The sequence below is a fragment of the Paraburkholderia kirstenboschensis genome (assembly GCF_904848585.1).
Classification (GTDB): Bacteria; Pseudomonadota; Gammaproteobacteria; order Burkholderiales; family Burkholderiaceae; genus Paraburkholderia; species Paraburkholderia kirstenboschensis.
The window spans coordinates 1-14,217 of record NZ_CAJHCR010000040.1 but is presented as its reverse complement, the minus strand read 5'-3'; the positions used below and the strand labels follow the sequence as shown (position 1 = coordinate 14,217).

General features: G+C 57.1%; 8 protein-coding genes and 5 pseudogenes. 6 read left to right on the top strand and 7 right to left on the bottom strand.

Going from position 1 to position 14,217, the window contains the following annotated elements:
* Positions 1 to 470: 470 nt before the first annotated feature.
* Positions 471 to 881 (bottom strand): annotated as a pseudogene (locus tag JMY24_RS37260) (LysR family transcriptional regulator); the annotation flags it as partial.
* A gap of 515 nt (positions 882 to 1,396) precedes the next feature.
* On the opposite strand from JMY24_RS37260, the gene JMY24_RS37255 reads away from it, so the two are divergent.
* From JMY24_RS37255 to nodU, 3 genes are all read left to right on the top strand, one after another.
* On the top strand, positions 1,397 to 3,433 hold the full coding sequence (locus JMY24_RS37255; protein ID WP_201704031.1) for a carbamoyltransferase family protein: 2,037 nt from the start codon (positions 1,397 to 1,399) through the stop codon (positions 3,431 to 3,433).
* Between the two features lie 167 nt (positions 3,434 to 3,600).
* On the top strand, positions 3,601 to 4,230 hold the full coding sequence (gene nodS, locus JMY24_RS37250) for a nodulation methyltransferase NodS (RefSeq protein ID WP_128598498.1): 630 nt from the start codon (positions 3,601 to 3,603) through the stop codon (positions 4,228 to 4,230).
* A 13-nt stretch (positions 4,231 to 4,243) separates the two neighbouring features.
* Entirely contained in the window at positions 4,244 to 5,965 is a 1,722-nt protein-coding gene (nodU, locus tag JMY24_RS37245) for a nodulation protein NodU (RefSeq protein WP_201704029.1), read from the top strand.
* Between the two features lie 561 nt (positions 5,966 to 6,526).
* Here the strand turns inward: nodU and JMY24_RS37240 are convergent.
* Positions 6,527 to 6,694, bottom strand: coding sequence for a hypothetical protein (locus JMY24_RS37240; protein ID WP_164853872.1), 168 nt, complete (start codon positions 6,692 to 6,694; stop codon positions 6,527 to 6,529).
* Between the two features lie 268 nt (positions 6,695 to 6,962).
* Between JMY24_RS37240 and JMY24_RS37235 the strand changes: the two genes are divergently transcribed.
* Positions 6,963 to 7,193, top strand: coding sequence for a Tn3 family transposase (locus JMY24_RS37235; RefSeq protein WP_128598499.1), 231 nt, complete (start codon positions 6,963 to 6,965; stop codon positions 7,191 to 7,193).
* A 397-nt stretch (positions 7,194 to 7,590) separates the two neighbouring features.
* Positions 7,591 to 9,033, top strand: coding sequence for an extracellular catalytic domain type 1 short-chain-length polyhydroxyalkanoate depolymerase (locus JMY24_RS37230; protein WP_236597763.1), 1,443 nt, complete (start codon positions 7,591 to 7,593; stop codon positions 9,031 to 9,033).
* A gap of 126 nt (positions 9,034 to 9,159) precedes the next feature.
* Here JMY24_RS37230 and JMY24_RS37225 read toward each other — a convergent pair.
* From JMY24_RS37225 to JMY24_RS39115, 5 genes and pseudogenes are all read right to left on the bottom strand, one after another.
* Positions 9,160 to 10,594, bottom strand: a pseudogene (locus tag JMY24_RS37225) (IS1182 family transposase).
* A 377-nt stretch (positions 10,595 to 10,971) separates the two neighbouring features.
* A pseudogene (locus JMY24_RS37220) lies at positions 10,972 to 11,992 on the bottom strand (IS110 family RNA-guided transposase).
* A gap of 121 nt (positions 11,993 to 12,113) precedes the next feature.
* Positions 12,114 to 12,735: pseudogene (locus tag JMY24_RS37215) on the bottom strand (IS6 family transposase); the annotation flags it as partial.
* 74 nt (positions 12,736 to 12,809) lie between these two features.
* Positions 12,810 to 13,697, bottom strand: a complete 888-nt coding sequence (locus JMY24_RS39120) for a hypothetical protein (RefSeq protein WP_236597761.1) — start codon at positions 13,695 to 13,697, stop codon at positions 12,810 to 12,812.
* A 49-nt stretch (positions 13,698 to 13,746) separates the two neighbouring features.
* On the bottom strand, positions 13,747 to 14,031 hold the full coding sequence (locus tag JMY24_RS39115; RefSeq protein WP_236597760.1) for a PAAR domain-containing protein: 285 nt from the start codon (positions 14,029 to 14,031) through the stop codon (positions 13,747 to 13,749).
* A 38-nt stretch (positions 14,032 to 14,069) separates the two neighbouring features.
* Between JMY24_RS39115 and JMY24_RS39110 the strand changes: the two are divergent.
* Positions 14,070 to 14,217: pseudogene (locus JMY24_RS39110) on the top strand (IS6 family transposase); the annotation flags it as partial.

Genomic DNA, 14,217 nt, shown 5'->3' with positions numbered 1-14,217 from the left:
AAAAGCTCAGGTCATCGTCTGTCATGGATTGCGTCCGCAAAATTGGGTTGCGGACGCAATCGTGTGCCTTCTCTGCATCGGAAGCTAGGTGTGGGAAATCGCGCGCTTACGGAAGATCAGCTGACAGATTGACACTATCTCCCCGGCACGGTCATGGTAAAACTCCATTGCAGTTCATGGCGACCGTTTCAGTATCGCTTCAGTAGCCAAAGCTGACGCTCGCCGCACGCTTCGCCGGGTCCGCACACTGGACTACCTATACCAGCCGGATCTTCATTCTGGCCCGAAGCAATCCGCGAAATCGCCACAGTGAAGCCTTGCAAACAATCAACGCCTCGCACTCACACACTTGATTGCAGAGGAGTTTTGTCCACTTCATGCCGTAGACGCTTTTTTCAGCGAGCCGTGGAAACCGACTGGCGACAGCCGGTCGATGCAGCCCGACCCTGCAGTGCTTTGCAAACTCATCGGGGTCTATCGTCAGGTGGTAGCAATTCGAAGCCCACGTCGGGAGCTTCCCGTGCAATACGCTCCATGATCTTTCGAAAAAAATAAGACTGCCATGATGTCGGAAAAGATGAGCCTGAAGCAGCGATCCGATCTGGCCGGGATGAAGACGTCCCGGGAAACAACGGAGAGCTGGATGTGCACCAGAGCCTCGCGGATCGGAGCGGCGAGCCCTTCGGCACGCGGTGTTGGAACAAGTTCCCGGCCTCTCATCGTAAATAGTTCATCGCAGAAATAGGCGCGTAGCCGGGCGACGACCGCGCTCATGGCCGGCTGGCTCAGGTTGATGCTGCGTGCGGTCGCGGTCAGGTTACGCTCGGTCACAGAGCATCGAGTGCGACGAGGAGATTTAGACCGAGGCCCTTGAAACGCATGATTCCCCCTTATCCATAGGGTGGATGTGTTCCATCAAAACAATCGATTTTACGAATTGTGCCGCATGGAGCATAGTGTTCCAGGTACGCCCGATCAAATCTTGCCAATCTGTTGGCGCCTTCGCGGTGCCGGGTGTAGCAGATGAAGTGTGTCGCAGAACTGAGCGAAGCCGAGAAATGACGTTGCAGCAGTTGTCGGTCAATCACATGCATCGGGAGTCTTCTTCGCGGACCCCGCGGCATGTTCGCCAATGATTTGGGATTTCGTCGAGGTTCCAGCACTTCATCTTTTTGGTCGCGCCGTCCTTCAGCACAAGGAAACGCGACCACTGGACCAAGCGGCACAGAATGCTCATGAATTGAGGCACCATTTTGCAGACGGACCCTGACCGAGATTTTTTGGGCGTGTCGACGTCTGGCTGGCGTTCGCAGCGGCGAGCGTAGCCTACCTTACTTAGGCGATAAGGGTTTGAGTCTTGCCAATAGGGCTTTCCTATACGATGAAGGAGAGAGACATGCTGTGCTTAGGAGTGAGCGGCGGGCTGGACAAAGTTCATGAAAATCCGCTCGAACTGTCGAACACATTTCTGCACGATGGCGCTGCGGTGCTTGTCAGGGACGGACGCGTAATAGCGGCTGTCGAAGAGGAGCGCCTCAACCGGATCAAGCACTCGAACAAGTTCCCGAGCAGTTCGATTCAATACTGCCTTGCTTCCGCAGGGATTCAGCTAAGCGACATCGACCACATAGCGTTTTACGCTACGGAGGCCTATTGCAACGTCATGCTCGAACGCCTGTTCCTGTCCCAGCCGAACATTTCCATCCCGGTGGATGCCAAGCTGTTTCTGCGTAAGTTACTAATGCAGGAATTCGGTACCGAGGTCGATCCTTCGCGAGTCTCATTCGTGAGTCACCATCTGGCGCATGCCGTGAGCGCGTTTGCGATGTCTGGATTCGAGCAAAGTCTGATCCTCGCGGTCGATGGCGGTGGTGATTTCCTCTCCGGGCTTTTGGCGCTCGGGTCTGGAGCAGAAGTTACGCAACTCGCGACTTTCGCAGAGCATAATTCTTTAGGGCTGTTCTATCTCGAAACAATCCGGTATCTCGGTTACGGCTTGTTCGACGAATACAAGGTCATGGGGCTTGCACCTTATGGGGATCCCACTCCCTACCGCGCGCTCTTCGAGCAATTCTACCAACTCTCGCCCAACGGTGAATACCGCGTCTACTTGGACCGCATCGGTCCGACGTTGCTCCGCAGCATCCAGGTCCGGCGAAAGGGAATGCCATTCACACAGCAGCACCGAGATGTGGGTGCTTCATTGCAGGAAGCGCTGGAGCGGATCGTGTTTCACATTCTCGGTCATTATCGCGAGGTCACCGGCATGAAGCGGCTGTGTATAGCCGGAGGAGTAGCTCATAACTGCACCATGAACGGTAAGCTCCTGTATTCGGGACTTTTCGAAGACATCTTTGTGCAGCCCGCAGCGCATGACGCCGGTTGCGCGTTAGGCGCCGCCCTTATGATTTCAAACGACTTCGGTCGGCCCGCGCCGCGTGAGCGATTGCAGGAGGTCTATTGGGGCCCCGACCTTGGGAGCGATCTAGTCGTGGAGCAAGAATTGAAAGCGTGGGCCGGACACCTCGACGTTGAACGCAGTGATGACGTGGCAGGCAGAGCAGCGGACTGGATGGCCAATGGCGCCGTGATCGGCTGGGTGCAGGGTCGTTCGGAGTTCGGGCCACGCGCGCTTGGCAACCGCAGCATTCTTGCCGATCCCAGGCCGGCCGCAAACAAGGACCGGATCAACGCCATGGTCAAGAAGCGCGAGGGTTACCGACCGTTCGCGCCATCAGTGCTCGAGGAGGATGCGCACGAATTTTTTGCCCTCCCAGAGGGCACCCGCGAATTCCCTTTTATGAATTTTGTAGTTCGCGTTCGCGACTCCAAGCGTGCCTTGCTCGGCGCCATCACGCACATTGACGGTACAGCGCGGCTGCAAACAGTATCGCGCAAGACCAATCTCGCCTACTGGGAGGTTATTAATGCGTTCAAGAGCCGCACAGGAATCCCAATTCTGCTCAATACTTCCTTTAATAACAACGCTGAGCCGATCGTAGATTCGGTTGCAGACGCGATTGCCACATTTCTGACGACGGAGCTGGATGGACTTGTGGTCGGGCCGTTCCTCGTCAAAAAACGGGCCGCAACGCAGGAACATTGGACTGCACTGGCGGTTTCACTGCCGCCCTATGCATCGCTCTATCGAGTCCGCGCTCACACAGCGCGGGATCGTCAGGAGACGGTATGCGAAATTCGCACCAGCGGCTCCAACTGTGACAGTGTGCGTATTTCACACGAGTTGTTCGATCTGCTGATGCGGATAGAAGGCGAAGCCGTGCTCGGACATCTTCTCGATACGATTACGCCTGTGCAGACTCGGCGTGTAGCCCTCGTTAACGAGCTGCGCGGATTGTGGGAACAGCGTCGGGTTCGGCTACATCCATCACGGCGTTGCAACGGTAACGACGCCCTTCCGATGAGTGGCTGAACATCTGAAGCGAGGTAACAGCATTCGCGAGCTATTCTTCTAGAACGTTAAACGATAGCGTTTGGCCGCCGTGGAGTTCTTGTACCAACACACCGGTTTCCAACGGAGCACCAATCCCGGCCGATGGCCCGGACACTTGCAGCGGCGCACCATCAAGGTAGGCGGAATTGACACATCAAACGAACTTCGAATTGCTGCGTCGGGAAATGGACGCAGGCGATCCATGGCGGCTCGACAGCAATCCCTTTGAGCACGAGCGCCACAGGCAAATGCTTCGGATGGCACTTTCGCAGGGGTCCGTCACAAATGCGCTCGAAGTCGGATGCGCAGGCGGAGCCTTCACGGAAAAATTGGCACCGCACTGCCAACGGCTCACCGTAATCGATATCGTGCCACGCGCAATTGCTAGGACACGCGAACGGATGATGGACCCATCACACATCAATTGGATCGTCTCCGATGTCCAGCATTTTTCGACTGAGCAACAGTTCGATCTGGTCGTAGTGGCGGAGGTTCTCTATTACCTCGACGGCAGCGCCGAGGTGCGCGCCGCTGTCCGCAATTTAGCACGGATGCTTGCGCCCGGTGGACAACTGGTTTTCGGATCAGCACTTGACGCCAATTGCCGGCGATGGGGCCACATTGCCGGAGCCGAGACTGTCATAGCCATCCTGGAAGAAGAGTTGGTTGAAATCGATCGTTTTAGGTGCGTCGGTCAGTCGTTGAATGAAGACTGTCTGCTCGCCTGCTTTCGGAGCGCGACTCCGCCTCCATGTGGACCAACTTACCAGCGTTAGGCCGGGAGATATTATGCGCATCTGTGGGATCAAACTGACGCACGACGGAGCGATCGCCCTTGTCGAGGATGGAAAACTGGTTTTTTGCGTGGAGCAGGAAAAGCGAGACAACAATCCGCGGTATCAGGCGATCGACGACCTCGACGCGATCGCGATCGCATTGGCCGAGCATGGTTTCCGTGCGCACGACATCGACCAGTTTGTCATCGACGGCTGGGACGGGGCGGTGGAGTCGCAATTTCGCGTCAACAGTGGGTCGATTCCCGTCAGCCTGAAAGGGGCCCCTTATGCCGAACGCCGAGCCGATAATCTTCTCGCTTCGCTCGACGGCTCCGGACTGCTTGTCGGCGGCCAGTCCTTTCCTTATAAGAGCTATCCTCACGTGTCAGGCCATGTGGCCTCCGCGTACTGCACCAGCCCCTTTGCCCAAAGCGGGCAACCTGCATTCTGTTTGGTGTGGGATGGTGGCATCGTCCCACGCCTCTATCATGTAGAACGCCACCACGCCCGCCATGTTGACTGCCTGTTCCCCGTGATAGGTCACATCTACGCTGCGGCGGGTCATCACTTTGGTCCTTATAAAAAGCCGGGCGGCGCCCGGTGGGATCTGGGGGTGGCCGGCAAACTGATGGCTTACATCGCGCTGGGCTCCGTTGACGAAGATATCGTTGAGGTATTTCGCGGGCTTTATCAGGCACGCTTTGCTGGCGACACGGAGTGTGCGCAAGCTTATCGCGAGAACATCCACAGCGCGGACGCGTCACTAGCGGCGGTTGGAGAGTTCTTCGAAGCAAGCGCGGTGCGACTGGAAGCCCGGCCGCCCGAAGACGTACTCGCCTCGTTCCATGTCTTCCTCGAGCGTCTTCTCGTTCATGAAACGGGTATCGCGCTGCAGCGTCATTCGACTCCGGGGCCGAAAAATTTGTGCATCGCTGGCGGATGCGGGCTCAATATCAAATGGAACAGCGCCCTGCGCGCGAGCGGTTTGTTCGACGCAATCTGGGTACCGCCGTTTCCGAACGATAGCGGGTCGGCGATTGGCGCCGCTTGTTGCGCGCTGGCAGCTGAGAAGGGCTTCGTGCCACTGGAGTGGTCGGTATATAGTGGACCGGCCTTAAAAGGTTGCCAAGTACCGCCCGGATGGACGGCGTCTACCTGCTCCATTGCAGAACTCGCCAGCATACTCGCCAGTAGCAAGCCCGTCGTTTTCCTTGCCGGCCGGGCCGAGCTCGGACCACGAGCATTGGGAGGCCGAAGCATTCTGGCCGCCGCGACTTTGCCCACAATGAAGGATCATCTCAACGACATCAAGTTTCGAGAGCACTTCCGTCCCGTGGCGCCAATATGCCTCGAGGATCGTGCGCCGACCATTTTTAGTCCGGGGAGCCCTGATCCCTATATGTTGTTCGATCATCAGACGCGCGCGGAATGGCGAGAAAAAATCCCTGCCGTCGTGCATCTCGACGGATCTGCCCGATTGCAGACCATTTCAAGAACTTCCGGGCATCCGGTGGCGCAACTTCTGGTCGAATACGAAAAGCTGACGGGTATTCCGTTGCTCTGCAACACGAGCGCCAACTCTCACGGACGAGGTTTCTTCCCGGACGCTGCTTCAGCCTGTGCGTGGGGACGCGTCGAACGTGTGTGGTGCGATGGTTTGTTACTGACCAGGACTGGTCTGTCGCCGTCTGTCGACGAAACACTTTTCGCTACGTCGCCGTTCGAAGATTGCTGACGTTGCTGCTCAGTCGTCACTACGACGCGGTCAATCGTCCCGGCAAGCTCGCTCTAGTCTTGTAGAGCGCCATTGCCGTACAAGGCATCTAACCAACCCGCACCGGAAGGAGGACGGCAGTGATGCACCGCAGGCAACCGATGATTTACCCGACCCTTCGCCGTCGCTTTTGCAAGGACGCGCTAAAACGCATGGGTTTCCAATTCACAAGCACGAGTGGCTGGACCCTGGTCAGGCTCGGAGCAATGCGGCGCCCGCACGCTACGGCGAGCCCGGACGGCGAGTTCTGGCGGGTGGCGCCCCTCGTCTCATCGCGGGTTTGGCGCCCGCGCTGATTTCCTGCTCCCGCCCGGCAGCATGTCGGGCCTTCGACGCCCCCGCTTTTCGCCGAACCGGCGAGTCCCGCTCGGCCAAGCAGCACGCTCGACGCTGATATCGACGCTGCTGGAACCCACCTTGCTCAACGGTCCATGTCGCTAATGGGAGATAGTCATGTGTTAAGGAGAACCCGACAGATTACTAGAGCCTGTCATCGGCAAGCGTCAGCTTCCAAAAAACGATTTAGGGCACAATCAATTCCACAATGTTGACCGGCAAACCGTCAACCCAGTCAAATCGTTTGCCTTGAATGATCACCGAGCGGGCGCCGTGCATGAGTAGCGTCCCTAAATAAGAATCGCCCCGCTGATATGACTCCCGGTGTAAATCGGGGATCGGTTTTGGGTTCATGACATATTCTGTCGTGAATTTCCTGAGGGCGACGTAGCAGTAAGTCTCGGCCGTGGATCACGCTTTCAATGAGCGAGATTTCGTCAAGATCGCTTCGCCGGAATTTTCATACCATGTCTCCGTGTGTTTGGACTGAAGTCACCGTTGCACTCTTGAGAATAATCAGCGTCTCACCACCTTCTATCCGCTGGCGTGTCACGAGCCTCATCCTGCATGCGCGTTACGCCGGAAACTTCCCCGTGAACATACCCCATCTGAAAATATTAAGTTGCTTCAGCAACCCAGCGTCATCCTGCTCGCCAACGTTGTGATTGCCCTCAACTCGATGTTGCTCTCGGCGCTGTTCCAGCTGTATCAGCGCGAAGGCAATCAGAAAGCACTGGCCAGGCTCAAGAAAATCTCCGCCGTTGCATCGCAGTACATCCATTTCCTTGGGCACTATAACTTCTGCGGCAACGCGAATCCGATCGACCTCAGCACCCTGCTGCCCGGCCTCTAAGTTGTTTAATGCTTTTTGAATTTAAAGCATTCCAAAAATTATTGGCGTTTGGGCTTGGAACCCCTTCTACTAGAAAAAACTACGGCTGTAGTGTTAGGTTAAAACACGGATTGACGCGCTTCATGTCAGCATGCCACTATGGTTTGCGCGGTGCTTAGTGTAATGCGCCCAGGCAGAGCCAGCTTTGGCGTCCGTGTAGTTCAACGTTTTTCTCCATCCGTGACCCGCGCGTCCCGGAGCAACGTTTCTGTCGTCCCGTTCCAAAACCTGGCGAAGTTCAGAAAGCGCCTTGTGCGAGGTCCTGTACGCCTACCCGGCGCATATCGGACGTCTTATAGCGAACTGAATAAGGAAATTGGGAATGAACTCATTTTGCATAGAAAGTCTATGGAGGAAGATGGTGGCCGTCTTCTGGTTGGCACTATTGACCGCAACTTCAGTACACGCCACGGTCACGGCAGGCCCCGGCACCTGGAGTAGTCAACAGACCTGGGCCGCCGACACCGTCAACGGCGGCAATCTGACCGGCTATTTCTACTGGCCCGCGAGCCAGCCGACCACGCCAAACGGCAAACGCGCCCTTGTTCTGGTGCTGCACGGATGCCAGCAAACGGCGTCGGGCGACGTCATTGCCAATTCAAACGGCGGGGGGTTCAACTGGAAAACCATCGCCGACAAATATGGCGCAGTGATCCTCGCGCCCAATGCCACTGGCAATGTCTACAGCAACCATTGCTGGGACTATGCGAACACCTCACCGACCCGCACCAGGGGGCATGTCGGCGTATTGCTCGATCTCGTGAACCGGTTTGTCACGAACGCTCAGTATGCGGTCGATCCCAATCAGGTTTATGTCGCGGGGCTCTCGTCCGGTGGCGGAATGACGATGGTGCTGGGTTGTATCGCGCCCGACGTTTTCGCTGGCATCGGCATTAACGCCGGGCCGCCGCCGGGTACGACGACGGCACAAATCAGCTATGTACCGTCAGGATATACGGCGACGACGGCGGCCAACGCGTGCCGGGCATGGGCCGGATCGAACTCGGGTAGCTTCGCTACGCAGATCGCGGGTGCCGTATGGGGTACGTCGGACTACACAGTGGCGCAGGGCTATGGCCCGATCGATACCGCCGCATTCCGACAACTCTATGGCGGCACATTCACGCAAGGCTCTGCTGCTTCAATTGCTGGCGGAGGTACCAATACGCACTACACGGATAGCAACGGTAAGGTCCGCACGCATGAAATTACCGTTTCAGGCATGGCGCACGCATGGCCGGCCGGCGCCGGGGGCGATAATACCAACTACGTGGACGCCACGCACATCAACTACCCGCAGTTCGTGATCGATTTCTGGACCACTAACAATCTGCGCGCGGGCAGCGGCGGCACTCAGCCAACAGGCACGCCGCCGACCGGGCTGACCGTCACGGGAACGACGCAGACGAGCGTCTCCCTGACATGGAATCCGGTGCCGAACGCGACCAGCTACAACGTCTACCGCAACAGCGCGAAGATCGGCTCGCCCACCACGACGAGTTATACCGATTCGAGCCTGATCGCGGGTACGAGCTACACTTATTCGGTGACCGAAATTGACCCGACTAGCGGAGAAAGCGCCCAATCGACAGCGATTACGGCCACGACGCAATCCGGCTACGCCTGTACGGCTACGACGGCCACCAATTACGCGCACGTGCAGGCTGGCCGTGCTCACGACGACCTTGGGACTGCCTACACCAACGGCTCCAACCAGAACATGGGACTCGATAACCTATACTACACGAGTACTCTCGCACAAACCGCAGCAGGGTATTACGTGATCGGCAGTTGTCCATAATGGCCGAGGGCGTGTGGAAACTCCATTTCTACCGCTGAGGGCGACGTTGCCGGTCGGATCGATCAGGTTAGATGCGTCGAGCTTGCGCTAGTCGAACATCGCGGCCGCAAGAAGCCCCTCGGGGCCTCAACTGGTAGCCAGCTTCATCGCCTTCATCGTTCCGGCAACCCCCAGTATATTGATGACGCGCTTGAGGTTGTAGGCTAGCACCTGGAGGCTCATTTCGGTGCTCACCCGTCCCAGCGTCCGGGTCAGGAAGTGGGTGGCCCCCATCCAATGCTTCAGCGTGCCGAAGACGTGTTCGACCGTGCTTCTTCGAATGGTCATTGCATCGGGCATACGCTCGAGTCGACGCTGCATGGCTTCCAGTACATGTTCGTGTTCCCATCGTCGGATGCGGCGGTAGTCGCTGGGCGAACATCGCTCCTTGAGATGGCAACGCGGGCATGCGCTGGGCCAGTACACGCCAGGTTCATGTCTTTCTCAACGGTCTTGAATCGAAGAATTGCGCGCTCACCGGCGGGGCATCGATATTCATCGCTTCTTGCAATGTAGATGAAGTCGCGTTTGGTGACGAGCCCTTTCTTCCTCGACGCCGAGGTGAATGGCTTCGGGACATACGTGGTGATCCCAGCCAGTTCACCGGCGCGGATGTCCGCACCGCTGGAGTAGCCTCGAATCAGTCAGCACCTTCAGCCCCGGCTTGCCCATCGCCTTCTTCGCTGACACGGCCATCCTGCTGAGCTGCCCGTGATCGCCGCCGATATTCGTCACCTCATGTTCCACGATCAGATGGTGCTTCGTATCCACGGCGGTCTGCATGTTGTAGCCGACAGTTCCGGTTCTTTTGCCACCGCTGGTCATAGAGCGGGAATCCGGGGTCGGTAAGCGACAACTGTCCGTCCGGTTCTTTCTTCAGCTGCGCTTTGATTTGCTTGAGCTCACGCATCCGCTGGCGCAACAGAGCGATCTTCTAGTACAGGCGCACGGTCTTCACATCGAAACCTGTCGGACTGGTCCGGTCTGCGGTTTCAATCATGTCGAGGTATCGCTGCACGCTTTCCTCAATCTGTTGCTCACGCTTGTCGATCTTGCCCGCCGTGTAGTTCCTGTCGCGGCTGTTCACCGCCTTGAATTTGCTGCCGTCGATGGCGACCATGTCGCTCGATAGCAGCTTCAGTCCTCGACACAGCTTCGACGAAGCGACGGCATACGTTGCGAATGGCCAGCCCGTTGTCGGGACGAAGGTCGGCGATCGTCTTGACGTATGGCGCCAGACGTCCTGTCAGCCACATCAACTCGACATTGCGTTGGCATTCGCGCTCAGACGCCGACTTGACGGTACACGGTTCAGATACCCGTAGATATAGATCTTGAGCATCACGCCAGGGTGGTAGGACGGGCGCCCGGTGATTGCGGGCGTGGTGCCGTTGAAGCCGAGCGTCGTGAGGTCCAGTTCGTCCGCGAAAACGTCGACGATTCTGACCGGGTTGTCCTAGCCGATGTAGTCATCGAGGTTCTGCCGCGGTAAGGCGATTTGGGCGAACGATAGCGATATGATAAGGGTTGCTTACATCCTTAGCGAGTAGAATTGCCGGACGGCCGATGGCTTGAGTTTGCCTGCGTCTTTCATCTGCCCCTTGGCGATCATATGCATGTATATGATCGCCTCCCGTTTGCGGAGGAATTTCGCGTGCATTGACATACAGAATCGGTTGCGGCTGTATATGCGGCCTTATTGCAGCCGATACGGACACTGCGGGCCTCTATGAAATTCGCTGACTCGCACCTCATTGAGTTCACGAGCCTGAAGCTCTGATGCATATTCAGGTTTAGCGAGTTCAGGTCCGACCTGTCGTGTCATCACATTCGAGTACCAACGCAACCTTTCGATCGTGTCATGCTGTAGACGTCTATTCGCGAGGTGCCTCCAATCATTCAGGCGGGCTTCGCGCTCACGTGTCCCTTCTGGTAAGGCCGGTCGTGGGCCAGGACTGCCCAGATCGTACGCGCCATCTTGTTGGCCAGCGCCACAGTCACTACGTTTTGCGGCCGCCGCTTGCTGACCTGCTCGACCCACGGGCCAGGCACTTTGGCATGATTGAGCACGCTGCGCGCGCCGTGAATGAGCAGGGTGCGCAGATACGTGTCTCCGCGCCTGCTGATGCCAAGCAGCGTCACCTTGCCTCCTAAGCCCGTTTGCTTTGGCACAAGACCGATCCAGGCCGCAAACTCGCGTCCCGATCTGAACGACTTCACATCTCCCATCGTCGCGACTGCAGATGTTGCAGCCAGCACTCCGACGCCCGGAATTTCGGTGATCGACTTGACCGCCTTGTCCTCTAACATCCACTGACGTAGCCGCCGTTCGATCACGACGATCTGCTCGTCGAGCCTGGTCAAACCGCTCCACACTGCTCGCGCAGCGTATCGACCAACACAACGGGCAGCCGATCTGAGACTCTGGCCAGCACCGCGGGTATGGCCTTGTCCAGCGCAGATCGACCTTTGCCCATCACTTCGCCATATTCCGTCAACAGTCCGCGCAAGCTGTTGATCTGCATCGTACGGAACTTCACCCGTTGTTGGCGCATCCGGTGCAGCGCAGCACCGCCTGCTGCGGCTCGGTTTTCACTGCCACCGCCTTGCCTGGTTGCTGCACTGCCAGCCAGATCGCTCGGGCGTCCGCCGCATCGCTCTTGTTGCGGATGTTGAACGCCTTGACGAATTCGGCCGGCATCAGCTTCACCGTGTGTCCCAGCTTCGTGAGTTGCCGTGCCCAGTGTTGTGAACCACCACACGCCTCCATTCCAATCAGGCACGGTGTACGGTTCGGGAAGTGCTCAAGAAACTTCGCTCGTTTTATCGGCTTGTTCACGACCTCGCCGGTCTCTTCATCAAGGTAGTGCACCTGAAATACGCTCTTTGCGATATCGATCCCTACTGGCGTAAGCTTCATGTCGAATGCTCCGGTTGCCTGTCAAGACCTACATGATCTTCTATCTGGGCGCTCTGATGTCATCAGGCCTAGACGGTCCGCTCTCCTTCATTATCCCAACTGCTTACGGGTGGGAGGCGTTCATTTCATTCAGTTCAATGCCGCTCAACAAAATGCGGGCACAACGAAATCCTTGAATCCCAGCATGGGTCGGTTACGGCGCTTGATCGCCCGATGTTCTTGTTCCACGATGTTGTTGAGATGCTTGGCCTGGAGGATTTTGATGGGCGTCTCACGCTCGGCATTCACGGCGTGCAGCCCGGCCAGATTGGCACCACTCTTGCCGATGGTTACGGTTTCGGGCGCGCCATTGTGATTGATGGCCTTCTCGAAGTACCGTCGGGCCGCTTCCTTGTCCCGCTTGGCTCGCAGCAGGAAGTCAACGGTGTTGCCGCCCTTCGACAGCGCGGTAGAGATACTTCCATGCGCCCCGGACCTTCACATAGGTTTCGTCCATCCGCCAGCTCTTGCCGACTGGGCGCTTGCAGCGGCGGAACGCCTTTTCAAGCACCGGCAGAAGCTTGATGGCACCACCGGTGCACGGTCGAATGATCGACCGCGATCCCGCGTTCGGCCATCATCTCCTCGAGATTGCGCAAGCTCAGCGGGTAGGCCACGTACCAACGCACGCACACCAACATCATCTCGAGCGGATAGTGCAACCGCTTCGGCACTTTGGCTACCGCCGGACTCAGCGCGTTCATTGTCGTTCACATCATTCTGTAAGGTCCCGCAGCATACCAGCCTCCGCTATTGCAACAGAACCATATATTGCGTTTTATTCTTCATGCCGGTATTCCTGCTTCAGTTGCTCTCGATATCTCGGATCACGGGTTCGGATAGCTTCGACCCTATCGTCCCAATCCTCAATGCGCTTCGGCTTCCTTTTCGTGAGGAAGTCCGACTGTTCAGCCAGGCTTAGGTTTTCCCAGTACGGGTCCCAAACATGCTCGTACCAGTATTGGGCATCGCCTTGCAGATTAAAAATCAACGGGCCGCTCTCAGGGAAAGCTACCCAGGGGGCAGGTGGATTAAAGCGAGCCGCCGTCAATGTATTCAGTAGTTCTACGTCATTGGTGAAGAGGCGCACCATTTCGCCCGAGAACTCTGACTTCGTCGACACCAGCACATGACGGTCGTATTCATCACGGGGCCTGGAGGTGAAATGACGAGGAGCAGGCGACTGTCGGCCGGTCTCTACCAGATCCATGTAGCCATCAAGTCGATGCGGCTCAATCTTCGCGCTCCAGTTGGAGCGGATCGAGCTTGAGCTTCTGGAGATACGGATCCTCAATGGAGGTATAGCAGCGTCGAACCAGATAGCCGTCACGGCCGTGCTCTTCCACCACCACAAAAAAAAGAAGATTCGGGCGGGGATGAGATGTCCGACAACGTCGTATCGCGAGTCTGGCGTGTCGTTAGTCGGGGTCTGATAGACGTAGCTGCTCATTTGGGTCCACCGCTCCAGTGCTTTCATGCCAACGGCAATATTTAATTGTTGCGCGTCCTTGGTATATACACGCGGACAGTAGCCGGCCAGATCCGTGAGGCCCTTGAATGTGGCGCCGCTCGCTGTCTTGATATGGTAGGGAACCCCACAGAGCGGGCGGCCCTCCTCGTCAAAAATCCGTACCCGCTCGTCAAAGGCGCCTTTATAGTCGTCCACAAGTGGATTGCCAGTCGGACCAAAGCCCTTCTCTTTGAGTTCGTGAGATTCAAATGAATGGAAAGGCGGTGTCTTGACTCGCGATCATGATGGGAATCGGATGGCATTTACAGAGACATAGATCGCCTTCCAGCGCCGCTTCCTTGCCCATCATCGTATCGATCCACCTGGGGCCTTGGGCGACGATACGACCCGTTGAGCCACATGCAGAGCAGGCCACCAGAGCACCGACAAAGGTCAAGGGCGTCCCGTGATGGGTGCACGTTTCGATACCTTCGATGACCACTCCACCCGTAGAGGATTTATCACCCTTTTTTAACTTGTTCCGTCTCATGCTTCACCGTGCCTCGGTATTCGTGAACCTAGATAGTTATCACAATCAAAGCGGCGTCGGCAATGCGACAAATCTCTGAAAACAGCCATCAACCCAAGCGTGAACGCGAGCGGCCGATGCGAGGTTTTCGCTTGCCCGAACACACGCAGTCATTCCTGTCGTGCTTTGGTCCGATCCGCCAGCACT